Source organism: Cupriavidus sp. MPR-AND1C, from assembly GCF_058809705.1.
Genome location: NZ_JBXASU010000115.1, coordinates 1 through 20,455 on the forward strand (window position 1 = coordinate 1; position 20,455 = coordinate 20,455).

Here is a 20,455-nt window from a genome sequence, read left to right on the forward strand (position 1 = left end):
GAGTGGGAGGAGGTGGTAAGTGGTTGCTTAACTTGTTGGGGGGAGGGGGGACTAGCCTTACACCCATCCGCCAACAACCATATCAATCAATAGACGCCCCAACGCTCCTGACCACCCCCGCCCACTTCTGCCGATCCGCCTTCACAGTCGTCCGGAACTGCTCAACCGTCTCGATCCGCGGCGAATTCCCTGCCTCGATCAGTTTCTGCCGGATCGCCGGCGTTTCGAGCGCGACCTTGACCGCATCGTTGATCTTCTTGCTGATCTTGGGATCCAGCCCCTTGGGACCGAAGAAGCCAAACCAGATAGTGCTGTTGAAGCCCGGCAACCCGCTCTCGGCTATCGTCGGCACCTCGGGAATCACCGCCACATGGCTCTTGGTGGTCACGCCAAGCAGCCGCACCTTGCCGGCGCGATACTGCGGCAACACGCTCTGCACCTGATTGAAAATGCAGCAGACCTCGCCCTTGAGCACGGCTTGCAGCGCATCAGGGCCGCCCTTGTACGGCACATGGACCATATCCAGGCCGGCGCGCGCGTTGAATTCGGCGAAGGCCAGGTGCGTGCCGGTGCCGTTGCCGGTCGACGCATAGTTGTACTTGCCGGGGTTGGTCTTGACCTTCTCGATGAACTCCTTGACCGACTTCACGTCGATCACGGCAGGGTTCACGGTCAGCACGTTGGAGACTTCCACCAGCGGCGCGACGGGCGTGAAATCGGCTTCGGCGTCGAACGGCAGGCTCTTGTACAGGGCCGGGTTGATGCCGTGGGTGGCGGCGGTGCCGAGCAGCAGCGTGTAGCCGTCGGGCTTGGCATGGGCCACCACTTCGGAGGCCACATTGCCACCGGCGCCGGGGCGGTAGTCATAGATGATGGTGGCCTTGAGCGACTTCTGCAGCGATTCCTGCAGCGTGCGGCCCACCATGTCCACGCCGGAGCCGGCGGTAAAGCCCATCAGGATGGTGATCGGCTGGGTCGGCCAGGCCGGGTCCTGCGCGCGGGCCGGTGCGGCCAGCGTGCTCAGCGCGCCCAGCAAGCCAAGGCCGGCGGCCAGGCGGGAAGCACGGGACGAATGGGACGAATGGGACGAATGGAAAGCGGACGAGATGCGGCGGGTAGCAGTGCGGAACATGGGGGTACCGTCGAAAAAAAGAATGCGGGTCGGGGCTGCCGGCCGGGGTCTGTCGCCCCGGGCAAAACAGCAAGATACCAACGATCCGCCGCATTACCAACGACGGAGTTCGCTTGAAGGTATGCCATGTTGGTATAAGCAGACATGGACCGGAGTCCCGCGGCCGCCCACACAGGTGAAAGCTGAAAGCTGAAAGGTGAAAGCGCCACTTGCGCCCCTAGCTGCGCAACAGCCCCACCAATTCGTCGATGTCCGGCAGCGCCACCGCCGTACCGATAAAGCCGGCCTCGCCGTCCTCGCCCGCCTCCAGGATGCCATCGGCCAGCGCGCGCTTGCCGTGGTGCAGCGTGAGGATGCGCTCCTCGATGGTGCCCGCGCTGATCAACCGGTAGACGGTCACCGGGCGCTGCTGCCCGATGCGGTGGGCGCGGCCCATGGCCTGGTCCTCTGCCGCCGGGTTCCACCAGGGGTCGGCGATGATCACATAGTCGGCGGCCGTCAGGTTAAGGCCGAAGCCGCCGGCCTTCAGGCTGATCAGGAAGACATCGCCCGCGCCGGCCTGGAACGCCGCCACGCGCCGCGTGCGCTCGGCCGCCGGCGTGGCGCCGTCGAGGTACTGCCAGGCCAGGCCGGCCTCGTCCAGCCCCTGGCGCAGCAGTTGCAGGAAATCGACGAACTGGCTGAAGACCAGCGTCTTGTGCCCGTTAGCGGCCAGCTCGCCCGCCAGTTGCACGAAGGCGCGCACCTTGGCGCCCGCCTGCCCGAGCTCCAGTTGCAGTTCGGGCGTGACCAGGCGCGCGTCGCAGGCGGCGCGCCGCATCCGCATGAGTTGCGCCAGCACATGGATGCGCGCCTCGGCGGCGGGCTGGCCGGCGGCGGTCTTGCGGGCCTTCGGGCCTTTGACCACGGCCTCGGCTTCGGCGAGCGCCTGGCGGCGCAGCGCTTCATAGTGGGCCGCCTCGATCGGGTCCTGCTCGATGCGCAACACCAGCTCGGTGCGCGGCGGCAGTTCGTCCAGCACCTGGGCCTTGGTCCGGCGCAGCACGAACGGCGCGATCATGCGGCGCAGACGCTGGGCCGCCTCGCGCACGCCATTGCGCTCGATCGGCACGGCGAAGTGCTCGTTGAAGCGGACCAGCGAGCCGAGCAGGCCGGGGTTGCAAAAGCGCATGATCGACCACAGCTCGGCCAGCCGGTTTTCCACCGGCGTGCCCGACAGCGCCATGCGGAAATCGGCCCGCAGCTCGAACACCGCCTGCGAGCGTTTGGTGGCGGCGTTCTTGAACGCCTGCGCTTCATCGGCCACCACCGTGTGCCACTCGCGCTGGCAGAAGGCGTCGCGCGCCTGCAGCAGCAGCGTGTACGAGACGATCACCACGTCATGCGGGCCGGCCTGTTCCAGCAAGGCCGCGCGCTCGCCCTCGGCATAGATGTGCACGCGCAGCGTCGGTGCGAAGCGCCTTGCCTCTTCGGCCCAGTTGCCGCACACGGAGGTCGGCGCGATCACCAGCGCGGCGCCGCCGCCGGCGCGCGCCAGCATCACGGCGAGCGCCTGCAGCGTCTTGCCCAGCCCCATGTCGTCGGCCAGGCAGGCGCCGAAGCCGGCCTCGGCGAGCGACATGGCCCAGCGGTAGCCGTCTTCCTGGTAGGGCCGCAGTTCCGCGGCCAGGTTGGCCGGCAGCACGGCGTCGCTGTTGCGCGCCCGGCGCAGCCGCGCCACGCGCTGGCGAAAATGCTGGTCGGGGTCGATGCCGGCGCCGGCCAGCACGTCGTCCAGCCAGGGTGCCGCCATCAGCGGCACCTTGATGCCGTCGGGCACGTTGTGCGCCACGCTGGCCAGGTCGCGCAGCCTGGCGCGCAGGCTGCGCGTGAGCGCCACATACACGCCCTGCCCCATCGGCATGAAGCGCCCGGCATGGCTGCCGGCCCAGGCCAGCAGCTGGCCGAGCTGCAGCACCAGCCCCTCGGCCACGCTCAGTTCGCCGACCAGCTTGAACCATTCGCTCTCGGTTTCGATATGCACCGCCAGTTGCGGGATGTCGGCGCCCACCACGCGGATTTCCTTGCCCCGGGGCCATTCCACCGCCAGCACGGCGGGCAGCCCTGGCAACTGCTCGACCACCGACAACGCCTCCTCCGGGTCGGCCAGGGTCCAGTCGTATTCGCCGCTATCCGGCGAGCGCGGCACCAGGAAGGGCAGCGCGCCGAACACTTCGGCCACGTTCGCCAACTCGGACTTGAGGTCGCGCACCGTGGCCAGGCTCTCCCCTTTGACCGCCGCCATCAGCCGCTCGCGCCCGCTGCCCGGGGCCAGCCGCGGCCCAAGTGGACCCAGCGGCGTCACCACCAGGCGCAGCGAAAGACCTTCGCCCAGCGGGGACAACTCGGCGCGCAGCCGGCTCTCGGTCTCGAGCTCGCGGGCGCTGCCGTCGTGGTCGGAGTGCACCTGAAAATGACCGGACAACGCGCGCAGCGTGGCGTCAAGCTGCGCATGGGCCTCGGCCGGCACCGCCAGCCCATCGGCGATCAGTTGCGCCGCGCCCTGCTGCGCGGGCGTGAGGCGGATCACGCGCAGGCGCTGCGAGCCTTCGCGCAGCACGGTGATCTGGCGCAAGGCCTCGGCGTCCGCGCGGCTGCCGGCGGGCAGGAAGCTGTCCATCGCCGGGGCCTCGCGCAGCGGGGGCGAGACCCGCAAGGTGTAGCGCCCACCCTGGCGCACCACTTCCAGCGTCGGGGCGCCCTCCACCACTTCCAGCGTCTGCTCGGGCGCCTGCGCCAACACCACGCCCGGATGCCCGACCAGCGCCAGCATGGCGGCGGCGCGATCGAGCACGTAGCGGCGGTGATAGGACTGGTCGCGGCGGACCGCGCGGGCGACGCGGGCGTCCCACGGCTCCAGCCGGTCGTCTTCGGCGAGGCGGGCCAGCGGCACGGGACGCGGCTTGTTCCAGCCGCGCGGGCCGCGCTGTTGCTCCAGCGGCTCGATGGTGCCGACCGCGCCGTCGGCGTCGATGGTCAACGCCCACAACAGGCGGCTGGCGCTGGCGCCGTCGGGCGCGCGCGTCTCGCCCGCCAGGGCCTGCAACGCTTCGAGCGCGAGCCGCCAGCTTTCCTGGCGCTGGCCGGCAAAGAAGGTTTGCGGCACCGGCTCGCCCGCTTCCAGTGCCAGCGCGGCGTCCAGTTGCTGCGCGAACCAGTGCAGGCCGCAGCCTTGCAGGCGCGCACGCAGGGCCGCGAGGGCCTCGGCGCGGGCGGCCGCCGGCTGGCGCCGTCCGCTGGCTTGCTTCACGTCGCCAAGCCAGGCGCGCAACAGAACGCGCCAGAACTGCGCGAGCGGCGGCACCTCGGAGCGCAATTCGAACGCGGACTCGTCCAGCCGCGCATCGCCCTTGTGCACGGCCAGCACGTGGCACCACAGTCCCCAGCGCTCGCTCGGCGCCGGGCTGCGCGTGCCCGCTTGCGCCTGGCAGAATTTGCGGGCTTGTTCGAGGTGGGCCGGCGTACGCTGGGCCAGCAAGGACAGCGGATAGCAAGGCGCCAGCGAGGGCGGCAACAAGCCGGTACGCTGGCGGCTCTCGGCCCGCAGCCGCTTGAGCGCAGCCTCGAAGCCCGCCTGGGCGGCTGGCCAGTCGCCTTCCTGCAAGTGGGCAAACGCACGCAGGGCGTCGCCATCGCCGCCCGCGTCGCCCGTCGTGCTGAGCAAGGCAAGGGCCGCCGGGCGCTCGCCGGCGTACAGCCGGCCCTCGGCCAGCGCGATGCGAACGGGGACCGGCAGCGCCTGCGGATCGTCGGCGTGGCGGGCCAGTCCGTAATCCAGGTAAGGCTGCATGCGGGGATCCCAGTCGAAATAGAGACAGTCCAGGATCGCCAGCAAGATGCGCCAGCGCCAGGGTGGCACCACCCGGTCCAGCAACGCGGCGTCGCCGCTGGCCAATGCCGCGTCCACCAGCATCTCGGCGCGCTCGGCTGCCTGCCCCCAAGGCGCCAGCATTTCGCCGATCGCCGCCTCCGAGGCGCCTGAGAACAGCGCCTCGCGCAGCCGCCTGGCGTGCATGCGGCCGGGCGATTCACGATGGGAGGCGGAGGGTCCGGAAGGCGGCGGCAGGGTCACGGGTGGCAGTGGCGGCATACACAATGTGACGATTTTAGACCCCGGCGCGCCCGCGCCCGCGTTGGCACAGGGGGTCCCGGGGTTTACAATGTCTCTTTTGCAGGGCTGGCGACGCTCTCGAGTCATCGAGGTACGCGAGAAGCGCATCGCGCGCGACGCGGTGTACGCTCGGACGAAGCCTTCCGCGCGGTCGGCGGCGCCAATGAACCATGCAGGCACTGGCTGACCGCGGCCTGGAACCATCCCGAGACGCGAAGGCCCGCCAGGCAATCACGAACCGCTTAACCAGTCATACTTCAGTCCATACAAAAGACTAAAGACTAAAACCATCCCCGCGACACCATGACGCAAACCGCCTCCCTGATCGAAATCGGCGCGGAAGACCTTCCGCTGCACTGCCCCACCGGCAACACGCCGACCTGGAACTACCATCCGCGCGTCTTCCTTGACGTGACCGACACCGGCGAGGTGAAGTGCCCGTACTGCGGTACCGTCTACAAGCTCAAGCCCGGCACCGTGATCAAGGGTCACCACTGACACGGCCCACGCTTGACCGCACCACCCCGATGCTCCGGCCCGCCTTGCGGCGCGCTGGAGCGTCGGCGTGCGTGGCGCGCGCAGCTTGCGCCACGCCCACCCTTCCGGCAGCGCCCCACTCATGAAAAAAGCCCTCGTCATCGCCCCCAACTGGATCGGCGACGCCCTGATGGCGCAGCCGCTCTTCACCCTCATGAAAGCGCGCCATCCGCGCCTGCAGATCGACGCCCTCGCCCCTAAATGGGTGGCGCCGGTGCTGGCCCGCATGCCCGAGATCCACCAGGTCTTCCCCAGCGAGCTGGCGCACGGCAAGCTGCAGCTCTCGGCCCGCCTGATGTTCGCCCAGCAGCTCAAGAACGAAGGCTACGACGCAGCCTATGTGCTGCCGAATTCGCTCAAGTCCGCACTGATCCCCTGGCTGGCCGCTATCCCGCTGCGCGTCGGCTATCGCGGCGAAGCCCGCTTCGGCCTGCTCAATATCCGCCACGGCAATCCGCTCCGCGACCAGCGCCCGCCCATGGTGGAGCACTACGCGCGGCTGGCGCTCAAGCCCGGCGCCCGCTTGCCGGAGAACCTGCCCGAGCCGCGCCTGCGAACCGATCCGGTGCGCATGGCCAAGACCGCGGAGCGCTTCGGCATTGCGCCGCAGACGCGCCTGATCGCGTTCTGCCCTGGCGCGGAGTTCGGCCCGGCCAAGCGCTGGCCGGCCGCGCATTTCGCCGAGCTGGCGCAGATGCTCAAGCGCTCGTTCCCGTATGCGCAAATGGTCACGCTGGGCTCGCCCAAGGACGCCGAGATCGCCGACGAGATCGTCAAGGCCGCACCCTTCGTGCGCAACCTGTGCGGCCAGACCTCGCTGGACGATGCCGTCGACCTGCTGGCGATGTCGGAAGCCGCCGTGTGCAACGACTCCGGCCTGATGCACGTCACCGCGGCGCTGAACCGGCCGCAGGTGGCGGTGTTCGGCTCCAGTGACCCACGCCATACACCCCCGCTGTCGCAGGCTGCGAGTATCATGTGGCTGCAGCTCGAATGCAGTCCGTGCTTCAAGCGCGAGTGCCCGCTTGGCCACCTGCGCTGCCTGAAGGACATCGAGCCCGAAATGGTGTTTGTGGAGCTGCGCAAGCTCCTGCACCGGGCCTGAAGCGCTGACCCGCCGTTCGTGTTTATCCGGCCAACGAATCCCTGAGCCCAGTCCACCATGCCTCGTTTTGCCCGCCTGTTCGATTCCGCCGAAGACATCGTAGAAGCCTTTCGCGAGGCCATGAAGCTACGCGATGCCGAGGGCGCGCTGCGCCTGTGGCTGGATGAGGACTCGGTTACCTGCGTGATGCCGGACGGCCAGCGCCTGATCGGCCACGAGCACCTGCGCCAGGCCTTTGCACAGTTGCTGGACGTGCAGCCGGTGCTGATCGACGTGATCGAGACCAGCAGCCATACCTCGATGGGCGTCGCCATCTTCGACGTGACCGAAGCCCTGCGCTTTGGCGGCGACCGCGTCGAAGCCGACCTCTATGTGCACACCACCTATGTGCTGATGCAGAACCACGAGGGCTGGCGCCTGGCGCACATCCATTGCAGCCCGGCCAACGCCGCCCAGGTCGCGACCGTGAGCACGGCGCCAGGCCAGGCTCTCCACTAGGACTGGGCGCGCGCGTGACGGGCCGGCCAGCCTGTTACGCCGCGTCGCTTGACCGCCTATCGCCTATCGCCTTGCAGGCATGAGCCAGCTTCCACCTTCGCACCACCGGCCCGCGCCGGACGACCTCCGCGCCACCGACCCGTTCGGCGGCGGCCGCCGCATGCCCTGGTGGCTCGCCGGCGGCCACGCCCAGACCATCATTGCGGCACGCTTCACGCAGCGCCCGCCGCGCGTGGCCTTCAAGCGCGAGCGCTGGACCGCCCCGGACGATGACTTCGTCGACCTGGACTGGACCACGCACCCGGTCACGCCCGATACCCCGCTGCTGGTGATGTTCCATGGCCTGGAAGGCGACTCCGGCAGCCATTACGCACAGGCCATGATGCATGCGCTGGCGGCGCGCGGCTGGCAGGGCGTGATCCCGCACTTTCGTGGCTGCTCGGGCGAGCTGAACCTGGCGCCGCGCTTCTATCACTCGGGAGACTCCGAGGAACTTCACTGGATCCTGGAGCGGCTGCACCGGCAGTACTGCGGCCACGGGCGCAAGCTGCTGGTGGTGGGCATTTCGCTCGGCGGCAATGCCCTGCTGCGCTTGCTGGGCGAACAAGGCAGCGCCGCAGGCCATATCAGCGCGGCGGCATCGGTCTCGGCGCCGCTGGACCTGGCCGGCGGCGGCGCAGCGCTGTCGCAAGGCTTCAACATGCTGTACACGCGCATGTTCCTGCAAACCCTGAAGCGCAAGTCGCTGGCCAAGCTGAGCCAGTATCCCCGGCTGTTCGACCGCGAGGCCATGCTCGCCAGCCGCGACCTGTACGCCTTCGACAATATCGTGACGGCGCCGCTGCACGGCTTTCGCGATACCGATGACTACTGGGCGCGCGCCTCCAGCAAGCCGGTGCTCGGCGAAATCAAAGTGCCCACGCTGGTGCTCAACGCGCGCAACGATCCCTTCCTGCCAGCGCGCTACCTGCCTGGCCCCGCCGAGGTCAGCCCGCAGGTCTGGCTGGAACAGCCCGAGCACGGTGGTCACGTCGGTTTCATGACACCGCGCGAAGATAGGCTGCGCGCGCTGCCGGTGCTGCCCTTTGCGGGGCATATCGAGTGGCTGCCGGCGCGCATCCTGCGGTTTTTCGACGCCGTGGCTTAGCGCATTGGCTCAGCGTCACCAGAACGAATGCGAGCGGAATGCCCCGGCACGGGCGGTCCCGCAAGGAGGCACCGAAGATGGACGAGACAGTCAAGCAAGCCATGGCCCGCTGGCCCAACGTACCCAACTGCTACGGCTGGCTGGCGCTGGACCGGCGCGGGCAATGGCGCATGCGCAACGAGTACGCCCAGCAGCACGGCCTGTCCGGCGACCCGATCCGCCACGATGCGCTGATCGCCTTTATCGAGCGCAACTACCAGCGCGACGAACGCGGCGGCTGGTATTTCCAGAACGGCCCGCAGCGCGTGTTCGTGTCGCTGGCCTATGCGCCGTGGATCGTGCGGCTGCACCATGGCAAGCTGCACACCACCTCTCAGCGCGCCTTCACGCTGCATGCATGCCATGCGGACGAGCACGGCAATGTGGTGCTGGTCGGCACGGTGGAGGGTGAGGGGGGTGAAGGGGGTGAAAGCGCTGGCGGCCCGCAAGCCGCGCTGCTGCACGACCATGACCTGGATGGCTTTAGCAGCGCCTGCACCTGGCACGGCGAGGCCTGCGGGGCCAATCTCGGCGTATTTCATTTCAACGGCGCCGACGTGCAGATCGAGCCGATCGCCGAGGATGAAGTGCCGGCGCGCTACGGCTTTGTGCGCCAGCCGCAACCGCCTGCGGGTGAACAGGCGGCCTGAGCAGGCGGCCTGGGCAGGCGGCCTGAACATGAGCGTCAGTTAGGCATGCCCTTGTTGTCCTGCTTCTCCTCGCGGTACTGGCGCTCCAGCTGGTGCAGCCGCGCATCGACTTCCGACAGCGTGTAGAAATCGCCGTCGCCTGCCTTGCGTGCGATCTGCAACTGCTCGATGGCGGCCTGGTAGGCGCCATCCACCGCGTATTTCTCCGCCAGCGCCTGGTGCTGCTGCACGCGCCGGCCCTGCGCGGCGTAGGCCCGCGCCAGCATGTCCCACCACTCGGAGCGGGCGATTTCCTCGCGCGTGCGCTCGCGCAGGAAGGTCACCGCCTGGTCCGTGCGGCCGGCGTCGAGCAAGGTCGCCGCATAGCTCAGCGCCAACGCGTGCGACAACGGGAACGCTTTCATCGACGCCGCCGCCTGGTTCAGCGCGTCCTGCTGCCGGCCCTGGGCGCGCGCCAGCTCGATCGCCATCACATCCAGCATCGGGCTGCCCGAGGTAGCGCCGGGGATCGTGCCGTACAAGCGGCGGGCTTCGGCCAGCGACTGCTGGGCCGCGGCGTTGCGGCCCAACCGCTGCTCGGCGAACGCGATGCCGTAGTGGAGCGCGGGCAGGCGCGCCGGCGAGGCTGACGCCAGTTGCGTCTGCAGCGCCGCGCGCGCGTTCTGCAGATCGCTAGGCGAGGTTTCCTGCAGGATGCGGGCGCGCATCCGCGCGAACTCGTACTCGGGCGTGCTCGCCACGTGGCGCACCGCCACATGGCTCACGCGGTCCTGCATGTCGGCGATGCGCTCCGAGGTGAGCGGGTGGGTGCGCACGTACGACGGCACCGAGCTTTCCGAAATCCCCATCACGCGTTGCAGCCGCTTGAAGAAGTCAGGCATGCCCTGCGGGTCAAACCCGGCAGCGGTCATGATCTGGAAGCCGACCCGGTCGGCCTCGCGCTCCGCGCCGCGCGAGAAGGACAGCTGGTTGGACACCGCCGCCGCCTGCCCGCCCATGGCCAGCGCCGCGGCCGCGTCGCCGCTCTTGGTGGCGGCAAGGCCTGCCAGCACCATCGAGGCCAGCGCGATCCACATCGACTGGTCCTGCGTGGTGATGCCGCGCGCGATATGCCGCTGCATCACGTGGCCGATTTCGTGGCCCAGCACCGAGGCCAGCTCGGACTCGGTATCGGACTGCACCAGCAGGCCGGTGTGCACGCCGATATACCCGCCGGGCAGCGCAAAGGCGTTGATGCTGCGATCGCGCACCGCGAACAGCTCGAACCCCGTGGCAAAGGTGCCGGCGCCGGTGGAGCCAGAGATGTTCTGCCGACGCGCCGCCTGCACCAGGCGATAGCCGAGCGCGTTCAGGTAATCGGCCAGCAGCGGATCGGACACGTAGTCCGGGTCGCGCCGGATGTCGCGCATGATGCGCTCGCCCAGGCGCCGCTCCATGTCGGGCGTGAGCGATGCGGTGGACGGATCGCCCAGGTCGGGCAGCTGCACGCCGGAGGTCTCCACCACGGTGTTGTTGCTGCGCAGGCCAAAATCGGATTTCTGCCCCGCCTTCACGCTGCGGTTCAGGTTGTCATAGACCTGGTCGCTGCCGTCGCGGCTGTCGCTCCCCGGTGCGGCCGCGGCAGCCGCGGTACGCGTGGAATCGTTGAGCAGCAGCCGCTGCTGGGGCCAGGCGGGCAACGCCATCGTCAGCGCCACCAGCGCCGCCAGCGAGCGGCGGGCGAGGCCCAAGGAAGTCCTGGAAGACATGAGGCGCGCCTGGCGGGCAGGCGAGGAGAGCGCTCCGGCGAGCGTTTGGTTCTTGCGCATGTTGCTATGATAGCGGCCTCCGGAAGCCATTCCCATCGGGCGCCGCCCGGTCTTGCCACGCCCTGCCCCGGCATGCGCGGCAAGCGCATCCGTCACGCATTCATTGCCCCGCATCCGCCAGGTCCACGCCATGAGCCAGCTCACCCATTTCGATTCCGCCGGACAAGCCCATATGGTCGACGTCGGCGCCAAGGCACACAGCCACCGCGTGGCCGTCGCCACCGGCACCATCACCATGCTGCCCGCCACCTTTGCACTGGTGCGCGACGGCACGGCCAAGAAGGGCGACGTGCTAGGCATCGCGCGCGTGGCTGCCATCATGGCCACCAAGCGCACCTCCGACCTGATCCCGCTATGCCACCCGATCTCGCTCACCAAGGTGGCCGTGGACTACGCAATGGACGAGGCCAGCGCCACCATCCGCTGCACCGTGCGCACCGAGACCCACGGCCAGACCGGCGTGGAAATGGAAGCGCTGACCGGCGTGCAGGTGGCGCTGCTGACCATCTACGACATGTGCAAGGCCGTGGATCGGGGGATGGTGATTGGGGATGTGCGGTTGATGGAGAAGCGTGGGGGGAAGTCGGGGGAGTGGGTGGCTAACCCTTGATCCATAAGGCCTTTCAGACAATCACCATTGACCACATTGTCCAGCACCTGCGGCCCTGCCGACGCAGCGCGATGATGACGGAAGCGCACAAAAATTCGATCTTGCTCCAATCCTGCTCCACTGAGGACAGGATATGGCTTCCATATCCCGTAGAAATGACGGATGGCAGGTACGTGTTCGTCGCAAAGGTTTCCATCCCATGAGCGAAAGGCGGTAGCAGCAGTAATACAGGCCGACGTTGCCTGTCAGTTGCGGATCAAGTGCAGGGTGTAAGGTCATGTGCTTGCAGTAGATAGATAGCGAACGTCTCAGGACCCCGCGTCAGCTTCCTGTTTCACTTGTTGACCCAAGCGCGACAACGTGGACCGAGAACACGCGGTGGCGGCGATGGTCGTGTCCAGCTATCTGGTACCCGCACCCATGTTTCAGTCAAAATTCATGCCTTTAGCCCTGAGCAGTTGCCTCACCTCTGGCCCAGAGAGAAGCCTGACAAACGCTCTGGCGGCCTCTGGTCGGCTTGTCGTGACGAGAATGCCAGCGGAGAAGTCGAAGTTCGGTGGGTCCTGTAGCTCGGCCGGAAGCAGACCGACCAGTTCAATACCGCGCTGCGCAAGGATCTCCAACGGCTGCGCGATGGCAACTTCGGCCTCGCCTCTTGCGACCACTTCGACAGCAAACTGACTACCCTGCGGAAACTTGGTTTTCGACTTCATCTCTTCGGTCATTCCAAGGCGATCAAGTACCCGCGTAAAAAAAATCCCGGTGGCACCACCGTTCTTTGGGTCGGCATAACTGATCGATTTGGCGGCCGATAGCGCGTGTTTGAACGCGTCAATAGAGCCGATGTCGGGTTTCGGTGCACCAACTCGCACTGCCACGCCGACAGCGGACTGCGCCACATCAATTACGCTGTCCGGCATGAGTCTGCCCTGCTGAAGAACATCGTCCATCATCGGCTTTGGCATAACCGCAACGTCCGCTACCTCGCCCGCCTGAACTCGCTTTTTGATCGCAGCCGCCTTGCCGTAGATGAAAGTAACTTTGTGACCGGTTTCGCGCTCAAAATTGCTGATGGGGCCGTCCAAGGCGCCCTTAAAAACATCGGCACACAAGACCTTGACATCTGCGGCAACGACAGGATTCGCTTGCATCGAGAAGACAGATGCCACAACTCCTGCCGCTATCGCCCTATTCAGAAAATTCACGATGACACCTCGCGAGAATTGATTGTGGCCACATGCTTTGCGACACCGCCATCGCACCACGTGCACCTCGTGTCGGCAAATCTGCTACGAACACGTGCTGAGATGATCAATCAATCATGTATTCAAGCGTATGGGCATCAAATTCACAAGCGAGATAGTTGTGAGATGTGAAGCTCAGTTCGAGACGATTTCCTGCTTCACCTGCTGCCCCAATCGCGACAACGTGGACCGAGAACACCCGGTGGCGGCGATGATCGTGTTCCAGCTATCACCACGCGACAACATCTGCATGATGGCGCCGTTCCGCTGAACATCAGGCTTCCGACCTTTGTAGCCACCTTCGGCCTTCAGCTTGGCGATGCCCTGTGCCTGACGCCGCCGACGATCTACGTAGTCTTTCCGGGCAATCGCCGCCAGCATGTCCAACAGCATGCCGTTCATAGCGTCCAGCATGCGGCTGGTCATCTCTTCAGTGGTAGCAGCCATCATCCACGAGGTCGGCAGGTCAAGGGCAACCACACGAACCCGGCGTGCTTGCAGTTCGGTTTTCAACTTCTGCCAATCCTCGGCGTTCAGGCGCGACAGTCGGTCCACCTGTTCGATCAGCAGGATGTCACCCTGATGGCAGTCCGACAGCAGCCGGAACAGTTCGTGCCGCTTTAGCGACGCACCTGATTCGTTTTCCACGTAGAAGGCCGCGATATGCAGCCCGCGTTCCTTGGCGAACGCTGCATTGCAGACACCGCCGTGATCATTGGGGACCGGTCTGGGCAATGGTGGAACACCAGTGATCGAATGTGGCAACTATCTGGCCGACAGACAGCTATCGCAAACGACAACGCCATCTCGTAAACTTATGGCTGGCGTTTGGTGCGATGAATGGTGCTCCATTTCTGCTCCACTCCTGCTCCAACGCCGTTCCACTTAATCAACCGGATTGGTCAAGATCGAAGGTTTGAACTTCCGATAGATGTTAGTGGTCGCTCTTGCTCTATCCCTTTCACCGTCCGCGCGGCGACACATGGACAGACCGGTGTGGAGATGGAGGCGCTGACTGCCGTGCAGGTCGGGCTGCTCACCATCTATGACATGTGCAAGGCGGTGGACCGCGGCATGGTGATGGGCGATGTGAAGCTGCTGGAAAAGCACGGCGGCAAGTCAGGGGACTGGATGGCGGATGAGGCTAAGTGATTGTTTTATAAGCCTTAGCCGGACGCTTCCACTTATCGCCCGCTGTCACTGACGGCATTCCTGGCTTGACCGCAACGGCTGCTACGGAGTAACGAAAAATCGATTTTGCCCAGATTCTGTCCAAGCGGAGACAGAAAATGGCATCGATAAGGCAACGGGGAAAGAAGTGGCAAACGCGGGTCACGCGGATTGGGTTCCCGCCCGAAGTTAAGACTTTTGGGACACGGCAGGATGCCGAACGATGGTCACGATCCATCAAGGCAGAAATGGACCGGGGTAGTTACGTCAGCCGAAGCGAGGCCGAATCGACCACGCTTGGGGATGTCCTCGAACGTTACATAGCCGACGTTTGCCCTTCGATCCGCGGTGGCACGGAGGACTCGATAAGGCTACGTGCCATGTGTCGCACGAAACTTGCCAAACTGAGCATGGCTGCACTGACCCCAATGGCAATCGCAGCGTATCGCGATGAACGACTGAAGGGAGTACAGCCAGGGACTGTGCTTCGCGAACTGGCCTACCTTTCTTCGATCATCAACCTCGCACGACGCGAATGGGGCATCAACATGACAAACCCGGTCGCATCCGTTCGCAAACCATCGATACCGCAGGGGCGAGACAGGTTACTGTCGGCGGATGAAGAATCCCGACTGCTTGCTGCGCTGGCACCTACTGGTCGTCGGAATCCGTAGCTGCGGCCAATGGCAATCCTGAATTTGGAAACGGCAATGCGGCGTGGTGAGTTACTCGCCCTTCGTTGGTCGAACATCAACGTTGAAGACCAGACCGCGTTCTTGTCGATGACCAAGAACGGAACGGCACGGACGGTGCCCCTATCCCGGAAGGCGGTAGACCTGTTATGCGACCTGCCGCGTTGCATCGATGGAAGCGTATTCCCGATCAATGCACCAGCGCGCCATAAGGCGTTCAAACGGGCGTGCAAACGGGCCGGATTGGTGGACCGGCACTGGCACGACCTACGGCACACAGCGATCACACGGCTGGCGATGAAACTTCCGAACTTGATCGAACAGGCGGCAGTATCCGGGCACCGTCACCATGCTGAAGCGGTACTACCACCTTTCTGCCGCCGAACTGGCGAAGAAGATCGGCTGAATCATGTCGGTAAGGTCATCGTCAGACTTTTTCAGTACGCCGCCGCACAGATGCAGGAACATCATGGCGGTAGACATTGCGAATGATCTAACAACTTCGAGAATCGCTGTCAGACCTCACCGACACTATCCCACTGCCGCTGAACTGGCGAGGCGGCACTTTCGGTTGTCGCGGGTCACGACAGAACAGGAAGAAGACCATGAAGCGAATCGCCATGGTCCCCATATTGGCCCAGTGCCTTATCTGCTTCGCAACTGGTACAGCGGTTGCCCAAACTGCAAAAGACTTGGTCGGAACATGGACCTGCGTTTCGAATGTCAGCATCCGCCCCGATGGCAGCCGCACCGATATATTTGGCCCGCACGTGAAAGGCATGGCGATTTTTGACAGCAGTGGCCGCTTCGCCTACGTCAACATTGACCCTGCTGTCCCGAAATTTGCCGCCAACAATCGCGCCCAAGGCACAGCCGAAGAAAACAAGGCAGCCGTGCGGGGAGGCATTGCCCTTTTTGGCACATACAGCGTGGCCGACAAATTCATTTTCTTCCACATTGAGGGCAGTACATACCCGAACTGGATAGGGATCGACCAAAAACGAACTATCGTCTCTTACACCGGGGATGAGTTCAAGTGGAGCGTTCAGGCGTCGGTCGGCGGAACCGGCGAAGTTACTTGGAAACGGGCCAAATAAGTATCAGCCGTTTTGCCGTCATATTACTCGCGCTACTTCGTTCACCGGTGATATGGTCCGCTTGTTTAATAAATTGGAGGCATCCCATGAAGTCGTTTATGGCAGCGGCAGCAGTGTTCGCAATTCTGACACTTACGACCCAAAATAATTCCTGTGCGCAACAAGTGTTGAAGGCTGGAAGCACTACGGCAGGGCAGCCCGCGTCTGGCTTGAACCCTGAAACAAAGCAACTAGAAGGCATTGCCGTGGAACTGCTCAGTGCAATCGCGAAAGATGCTGGCTTAGAGGTCGAATTCCAAACAATGACTTTCGCAGAACTTCAGCCAGCATTACTCAACAAGAAGATCGACATCATTGCAGCCTCATACGGGGTAACTCCCGCACGACAGGAACTTGTAGACTTCACCGATGTGTATGGTTCATATCGAGACGTACTGGTAGTGCGAACCGATAATATGAAAATTTATAGTTCGACGGCAGATTTCAAAGGAATGACCATTGCAATACCGCGAGGAAGCGCATATATAGATGGTTTAAAGAATGCCGGCGCAAATCTGGTTTTTGTCAGCACACCGCCCGAAGCGATCAATGAACTGGAAGCCGGGCGGGTGACTGGTGTTGTTGATAATGGTCTGCAAGTGGTTTACCGCTTGCGAAATAATGCACACCCCGACCTCAAGCTGGTGGATTCATACCAACCGATTCAAGTAGGAAAATTGGCCTTTGCCGTTCGAAAGGGTAATCCTGACCTACTGGCAAAACTCAATTTATCATTGAGGAAATTACAAATCGACGGCACCTTAAAGGCGATTTACTCACAGTGGGGAATCAAATAGGGTTTCGAAACGTGTCGCACCGCGGGTTTACGCCTACCTATACTCCAACCGGACGAGTGGATGGTTGATCCGCCCGGTCCCGGGGTTGTCGTACTGATCGACGAATTCCTTCGTCCGCTCGTAGTATGGGCTGCCCCTGAAGCGATCCCGCATGTTCCTGCCCCATCCGAGGAAATGGAAGTAGTTGTACCCTTGGAAGATGGCATGATGCCGGACCATCCAAAGATTCTCTTCTGACACAAACGGTCTGAGAATCGTGGCGGCCATCTCAGCGTGGTTGCAGGAACCAAGCGTATCGCAAATATCATGAAGCAGTGCACACACGACGTCCTCGTCATCGCGCTGGTCCTTGAGTGCCAGCGTTGCCGCCTGCAATGAGTGCTGAAGTCGGTCTAGGGGATAGCCACGGCACTCCCCGGCCAATAATTGCAAGTGAGTGAGCACCCGGTCGGGAAGCGCATCAGCAAACTTGGCCGCTTGCGGGTAGATGAAGTCCCAATCTTCCTTCGTGCTGTCCTCTATGCGTGTGAACGTAGCTGTCTTGCCCATGCCGTCCTCCACAACCTTTTTGCCAGCATAGGCCATTCAAAGTGCATCCGTGGCACGTGAAGCGTGCCTGTCCAGCCCGAGCGAGTGGCGGCACATTCATGCATTCTAAGCCGTTCAACATTTGCGAACCCAAATAAGAAACCCGCCGAAGCGGGTTGATGGGTTGGGAGTCGGAACGATGCAGGGCCATCAGGCGACATGCCGATCTTCTATAGTGAAAGTTCAACTCCGTTCCGCCGCAAGCCGTCCGCAACCTCATGCTTACAAACTTGAACAACCGAAAAGGCCCCTTCCTCCTCTGCTTCGTGTTTTTGCTGATGCTGTCAGGCGGACAAGCCTTTGCCAGCGACGAGCAGGTCTGGGCGGCATTGAGTCAGGGGGGCAAGGTTGTACTGATGCGTCACACTCATGTCGACGTGCGAGAAGGAATAGGGCATCTCGCACCCGGAAACTGTGTGGAGGAAGTAAACCTTTCGCCTAGCGGCATAGAGCAGGCCAAGCGTATCGGCGAAGCCTTCCGCGCCCACGAGGTTGAGGTCGGGGAGGTCTTGACGAGTCCCTATTGCCGTTGCATCGACACCGGCACCCTTGCGTTCGGTCGCGCGACACCGGTTCAATATCTCAGACCACCCGGTACCGTATCGGAGCACCAGGCCGAGTTAAATCGGCAAAGCGTTGTCCAGGTAATTTTGAAATACCATGGCCCCTCAAACTTGATCATCATTACCCATGATCTCAACATCGCTAACTTGGTGCTTGAAGGCACGGTGCCGATGGGTGAGTTTTTCGTGGTTCAACCGAAAGGGACAGATTTCGACATAATCGGAAAGATTCGATTGAACAGCGAGTAACTCATCGTGCAACGGCGCCGGAGTGTGGGTCAGACGGCCTAGTACAGCACTTGGCGGTACATCAACTGATAGTCCATCCGTGTCATAGCTGGTTGTCGCTTGTCCAGCCTTTGCGCGGGTAAGGCTATCGGGGTCATCACCGACCGAACCATAAGCAAAGAAGGATGCCTGCACGACATCCTTCTGCTTTCCGGGGCACAAGAAAACCGCAGCCGATTACGGTTCCCACCAGTGACGCAGGATTTCATTGCCCGGACCCCGCATGGCTTTCAAGCCGTTCATGTTCGGAAGTATGGCACATGGCTACGGGACATCTGAATCTCAATACGGGACAGTGGTCGGGCTTTGAACACCCGCATTCTCGTCCACGGTATATTCGGAAACACTCGGGCTGCCGCTTCCGCCATTCCACCAGTTGGTGATGTCGAAAGTTGTTGTCGAATCGGCGAGTCTCTGGACCTGTACGCCATACATGGTCAATGGCGTGCCCGCCACACAGGTAGCTGGTGAAGTCAGTGGCCTCAGGAAATGGACGGCGCTGGTTGTGGTCGTTGAGATGTTGGTCACTCGCCGTGCGACGTAATGCCCCAGACTTTTTTGAACTTCAAGCGCCGTTTCAACGTCAATGCCAATCCCTCTGGCACTCCACGGCGCTGTCAGAATCCCACCTGCGCACCCCGAATTGCTGGATCCTTTGATCGTTCGCGAGACGAACGTCACCAGTCGGCCCATGCGGTCCCGCGAGTCGAAGTGAGGGTCAACAAGCGTGTCACCCAAGACGGGAATATTCAAGAAGCTGGCGCCCGAAAACGGGGTTGGGTCAAACGTCATGTACTGATTGTAGGGGTCGCTCAATGCCTGTGCTGACGTGACAGTCCCTTTCATGGCAGAGAAGACGAACTGCCCCAAGACATTGACCCCGGCACTGGTCCCTCCAACCGGAACGTTGTTCTTCACGAGGGCGGCAATCGTGTTGTTAAGCGCCGTGCCTTTCCAGAGATTGATGTAGGTACTCTGGTCGCCACCGGCAATCCACAAGGCGTTTGCGGTGCTGACCACCTTATTCACAAATGGGTCATTGGCACCTTCCGGGCTGGTTATGATGAGCGTTTCCGCCGCTGTCAGCCCGAGGTACGCGCCACCAACAAAGCCATCGACAGCGGGAATATCAGTTGAGTTGTGTTTGTCGCTGTAGAAAAAATACGGGTCATAGGCGTCAGTGCCGCTGGTGCGGATCACGACGAAGCGGCCGCCTGTGGCTTTTGTAATGCCCGCTTGCTGAATCATCCACCGAAACGCTTCGTCGACATCGGGGCCGCCGCCCATGAGAACCACAGGCTGCACCGGGTTCGGCTGAGGTGTGGGAAGTGTTCGTGGCGTGGGATTTGGGGCCTCGAAGTATTGTGTCCCGGTAACAAAATAGCTGTAGTTCGGGTTGGCATTGTTACCAGCGAAAGCAGGGGGCGTTAGTGTCGCGAATGCCAGCACAAGACCAAGAGAGAGGGTCTTGCAACGAATTTCCAGTTCGTCAAGGAATCTCACGCATGGCCCCTTGTTGTTGGCTACTCAGTGGTCAGAAGGTCTTGGGGGAAGATGGCCTGGGAACTCGGCAGGGATCGTGAGGGTGGAACTCATTCCACCCGCTTCCACGTGACCTCGCCTATCCCGCCGATTGAAGTCTGAACACCCCACTTGAACTCGTCAGCCATATGGGAGAGGATCGTGCGCTTCTGGTCAGTGCCCGTCCAGTTCGGGTATGTACTGCCCTCGACTTTGAGGTAGAGAACCTTATCGCTAACCGTGTAGGTGCCAAAAATGGCGATGCCACCTAGCACGGCGGCCTTGTTCTCTTCGACAGTGCCTTGGGCGCGGTTCTTGGACACAAACTTCGGCGTATCAGGGTTGATGTTGATGATGGCGAAGCGACCGTTGCTCTCAAAGATTGCGATACCTGTCCCGCGTGGACCAAATATGTCGGTGCGGCTTCCATCGGAGCGAATGTTGATGTTGGAGATGTTGGTCCAGGTTCCGACCAGATCATTGGCAGTTTGGGCTGCCAAATTTCCATTCACAGAAGCAAGCAAGCCGGTGGACAGCGCGCGGCGGCGGATATGACCCAAGTCTTGGACTCAAGATCGATTTCATTTGATGTCTCCATGCCACCTGGACTACGCATCGCAATGCTGATTCTACATAGAATAGAAACATCTTCTGTTCGGTGCCGAACTGTGCTGAGTCCCTCGCCCGTAGTGTCAGGATCACTGGGCCTGTCAGTTCTTTTGTGTGGAGGGCAGGTAATGGCTCATCGGCAATTGGACCGGTGAGCCGACATTATCTCAG

Annotated in this window: 19 protein-coding genes and 1 pseudogene; 12 read left to right on the plus strand and 8 right to left on the minus strand. The window is 63.0% G+C overall.

Features of this window, described 5'->3' with window-relative positions; translation table 11 throughout:
- Nucleotides 1-82: 82 nt before the first annotated feature.
- A complete protein-coding gene (locus tag AC1RWI_RS34175) occupies nucleotides 83-1,132 on the minus strand; it encodes a Bug family tripartite tricarboxylate transporter substrate binding protein (protein WP_492870528.1) in 1,050 nt (349 codons plus the stop codon).
- Between the two features lie 217 nt (nucleotides 1,133-1,349).
- On the minus strand, nucleotides 1,350-4,277 hold the full coding sequence (locus AC1RWI_RS34180; RefSeq protein ID WP_492870540.1) for a DEAD/DEAH box helicase: 2,928 nt from the start codon (nucleotides 4,275-4,277) through the stop codon (nucleotides 1,350-1,352).
- A gap of 1,308 nt (nucleotides 4,278-5,585) precedes the next feature.
- Between AC1RWI_RS34180 and AC1RWI_RS34185 the strand changes: the two genes are divergently transcribed.
- From AC1RWI_RS34185 to AC1RWI_RS34205, 5 genes are all read left to right on the plus strand, one after another.
- On the plus strand, nucleotides 5,586-5,780 hold the full coding sequence (locus AC1RWI_RS34185) for a zinc-finger domain-containing protein (RefSeq protein WP_006158072.1): 195 nt from the start codon (nucleotides 5,586-5,588) through the stop codon (nucleotides 5,778-5,780).
- Nucleotides 5,781-5,901: 121 nt separating this feature from the next.
- Complete coding sequence (gene waaF, locus AC1RWI_RS34190) at nucleotides 5,902-6,924, plus strand: lipopolysaccharide heptosyltransferase II (RefSeq protein WP_043343924.1); 1,023 nt, start codon at nucleotides 5,902-5,904, stop codon at nucleotides 6,922-6,924.
- A gap of 57 nt (nucleotides 6,925-6,981) precedes the next feature.
- Nucleotides 6,982-7,422, plus strand: coding sequence for a YybH family protein (locus AC1RWI_RS34195; protein ID WP_043343921.1), 441 nt, complete (start codon nucleotides 6,982-6,984; stop codon nucleotides 7,420-7,422).
- 79 nt (nucleotides 7,423-7,501) lie between these two features.
- Nucleotides 7,502-8,569, plus strand: coding sequence for a YheT family hydrolase (locus AC1RWI_RS34200; protein WP_173430671.1), 1,068 nt, complete (start codon nucleotides 7,502-7,504; stop codon nucleotides 8,567-8,569).
- A gap of 77 nt (nucleotides 8,570-8,646) precedes the next feature.
- A complete protein-coding gene (locus AC1RWI_RS34205; RefSeq protein WP_492870529.1) occupies nucleotides 8,647-9,258 on the plus strand; it encodes a DUF2946 family protein in 612 nt (203 codons plus the stop codon).
- A 35-nt stretch (nucleotides 9,259-9,293) separates the two neighbouring features.
- Here the strand turns inward: AC1RWI_RS34205 and AC1RWI_RS34210 are convergent, their stop codons facing one another.
- On the minus strand, nucleotides 9,294-11,006 hold the full coding sequence (locus tag AC1RWI_RS34210; protein WP_052494742.1) for a M48 family metalloprotease: 1,713 nt from the start codon (nucleotides 11,004-11,006) through the stop codon (nucleotides 9,294-9,296).
- 190 nt (nucleotides 11,007-11,196) lie between these two features.
- Here AC1RWI_RS34210 and moaC point away from each other — a divergent pair, with 190 nt between their 5' ends.
- A complete protein-coding gene (gene moaC / locus AC1RWI_RS34215) occupies nucleotides 11,197-11,676 on the plus strand; it encodes a cyclic pyranopterin monophosphate synthase MoaC (protein WP_492870530.1) in 480 nt (159 codons plus the stop codon).
- A 425-nt stretch (nucleotides 11,677-12,101) separates the two neighbouring features.
- On the opposite strand, the gene AC1RWI_RS34220 is transcribed toward moaC, so the two are convergent.
- Both AC1RWI_RS34220 and AC1RWI_RS34225 read right to left on the minus strand, forming a co-directional pair.
- Nucleotides 12,102-12,881 carry a molybdate ABC transporter substrate-binding protein gene (locus tag AC1RWI_RS34220; protein ID WP_492870531.1) on the minus strand — a complete coding sequence of 260 codons (780 nt, stop codon included), beginning with the start codon at nucleotides 12,879-12,881 and terminating at the stop codon, nucleotides 12,102-12,104.
- 174 nt (nucleotides 12,882-13,055) lie between these two features.
- Complete coding sequence (locus tag AC1RWI_RS34225; protein WP_492870532.1) at nucleotides 13,056-13,685, minus strand: recombinase family protein; 630 nt, start codon at nucleotides 13,683-13,685, stop codon at nucleotides 13,056-13,058.
- A 123-nt stretch (nucleotides 13,686-13,808) separates the two neighbouring features.
- Here AC1RWI_RS34225 and AC1RWI_RS34230 point away from each other — a divergent pair.
- The 5 genes and pseudogenes from AC1RWI_RS34230 to AC1RWI_RS34250 form a co-directional block, all read left to right on the plus strand.
- Nucleotides 13,809-14,072, plus strand: a pseudogene (locus tag AC1RWI_RS34230) (cyclic pyranopterin monophosphate synthase MoaC); the annotation flags it as partial.
- Nucleotides 14,073-14,338: 266 nt separating this feature from the next.
- The gene (locus AC1RWI_RS34235; protein ID WP_492870541.1) at nucleotides 14,339-14,764 is read left to right on the plus strand and encodes a phage integrase; all 426 of its coding nucleotides are present in this window, start codon (nucleotides 14,339-14,341) and stop codon (nucleotides 14,762-14,764) included.
- Between the two features lie 9 nt (nucleotides 14,765-14,773).
- Nucleotides 14,774-15,274 (plus strand): site-specific integrase, encoded by a 501-nt coding sequence (locus AC1RWI_RS34240; RefSeq protein WP_492870533.1) that lies wholly within the window; start codon nucleotides 14,774-14,776, stop codon nucleotides 15,272-15,274.
- 113 nt (nucleotides 15,275-15,387) lie between these two features.
- A complete protein-coding gene (locus AC1RWI_RS34245; protein WP_492870534.1) occupies nucleotides 15,388-15,879 on the plus strand; it encodes a lipocalin-like domain-containing protein in 492 nt (163 codons plus the stop codon).
- A gap of 86 nt (nucleotides 15,880-15,965) precedes the next feature.
- Entirely contained in the window at nucleotides 15,966-16,715 is a 750-nt protein-coding gene (locus AC1RWI_RS34250) for a substrate-binding periplasmic protein (protein ID WP_492870535.1), read from the plus strand.
- A 33-nt stretch (nucleotides 16,716-16,748) separates the two neighbouring features.
- Here AC1RWI_RS34250 and AC1RWI_RS34255 read toward each other — a convergent pair whose 3' ends face one another.
- Nucleotides 16,749-17,264 carry a phosphohydrolase gene (locus AC1RWI_RS34255; protein WP_492870536.1) on the minus strand — a complete coding sequence of 172 codons (516 nt, stop codon included), beginning with the start codon at nucleotides 17,262-17,264 and terminating at the stop codon, nucleotides 16,749-16,751.
- A 269-nt stretch (nucleotides 17,265-17,533) separates the two neighbouring features.
- Here AC1RWI_RS34255 and AC1RWI_RS34260 point away from each other — a divergent pair, with 269 nt between their 5' ends.
- A complete protein-coding gene (locus AC1RWI_RS34260) occupies nucleotides 17,534-18,115 on the plus strand; it encodes a histidine phosphatase family protein (RefSeq protein WP_492870537.1) in 582 nt (193 codons plus the stop codon).
- Between the two features lie 321 nt (nucleotides 18,116-18,436).
- Here the strand turns inward: AC1RWI_RS34260 and AC1RWI_RS34265 are convergent, their stop codons facing one another.
- Entirely contained in the window at nucleotides 18,437-19,657 is a 1,221-nt protein-coding gene (locus AC1RWI_RS34265; RefSeq protein ID WP_492870538.1) for a cyanophycinase, read from the minus strand.
- 89 nt (nucleotides 19,658-19,746) lie between these two features.
- Nucleotides 19,747-20,235: a lipocalin-like domain-containing protein gene (locus AC1RWI_RS34270; protein ID WP_492870539.1), complete on the minus strand. Its 489-nt coding sequence runs from the start codon at nucleotides 20,233-20,235 to the stop codon at nucleotides 19,747-19,749.
- Nucleotides 20,236-20,455: the final 220 nt, after the last annotated feature.

What these genes read in the sequence shown, in the direction of transcription:
- AC1RWI_RS34175 (WP_492870528.1), bottom strand. Translation starts at nt 1,132, where the DNA reads ATGTTCCGCACTGCTACCCGCCGCATCTCGTCCGCTTTCCATTCGTCC.
- AC1RWI_RS34240 (WP_492870533.1), top strand. Translation starts at nt 14,774, where the DNA reads ATGGCAATCCTGAATTTGGAAACGGCAATGCGGCGTGGTGAGTTACTC.
- AC1RWI_RS34205 (WP_492870529.1), top strand. Translation starts at nt 8,647, where the DNA reads ATGGACGAGACAGTCAAGCAAGCCATGGCCCGCTGGCCCAACGTACCC.
- AC1RWI_RS34195 (WP_043343921.1), top strand. Translation starts at nt 6,982, where the DNA reads ATGCCTCGTTTTGCCCGCCTGTTCGATTCCGCCGAAGACATCGTAGAA.
- moaC (WP_492870530.1), top strand. Translation starts at nt 11,197, where the DNA reads ATGAGCCAGCTCACCCATTTCGATTCCGCCGGACAAGCCCATATGGTC.
- AC1RWI_RS34245 (WP_492870534.1), top strand. Translation starts at nt 15,388, where the DNA reads ATGAAGCGAATCGCCATGGTCCCCATATTGGCCCAGTGCCTTATCTGC.
- AC1RWI_RS34210 (WP_052494742.1), bottom strand. Translation starts at nt 11,006, where the DNA reads ATGTCTTCCAGGACTTCCTTGGGCCTCGCCCGCCGCTCGCTGGCGGCG.
- AC1RWI_RS34255 (WP_492870536.1), bottom strand. Translation starts at nt 17,264, where the DNA reads ATGGGCAAGACAGCTACGTTCACACGCATAGAGGACAGCACGAAGGAA.
- AC1RWI_RS34235 (WP_492870541.1), top strand. Translation starts at nt 14,339, where the DNA reads ATGGACCGGGGTAGTTACGTCAGCCGAAGCGAGGCCGAATCGACCACG.
- AC1RWI_RS34185 (WP_006158072.1), top strand. Translation starts at nt 5,586, where the DNA reads ATGACGCAAACCGCCTCCCTGATCGAAATCGGCGCGGAAGACCTTCCG.
- AC1RWI_RS34250 (WP_492870535.1), top strand. Translation starts at nt 15,966, where the DNA reads ATGAAGTCGTTTATGGCAGCGGCAGCAGTGTTCGCAATTCTGACACTT.
- waaF (WP_043343924.1), top strand. Translation starts at nt 5,902, where the DNA reads ATGAAAAAAGCCCTCGTCATCGCCCCCAACTGGATCGGCGACGCCCTG.
- AC1RWI_RS34200 (WP_173430671.1), top strand. Translation starts at nt 7,502, where the DNA reads ATGAGCCAGCTTCCACCTTCGCACCACCGGCCCGCGCCGGACGACCTC.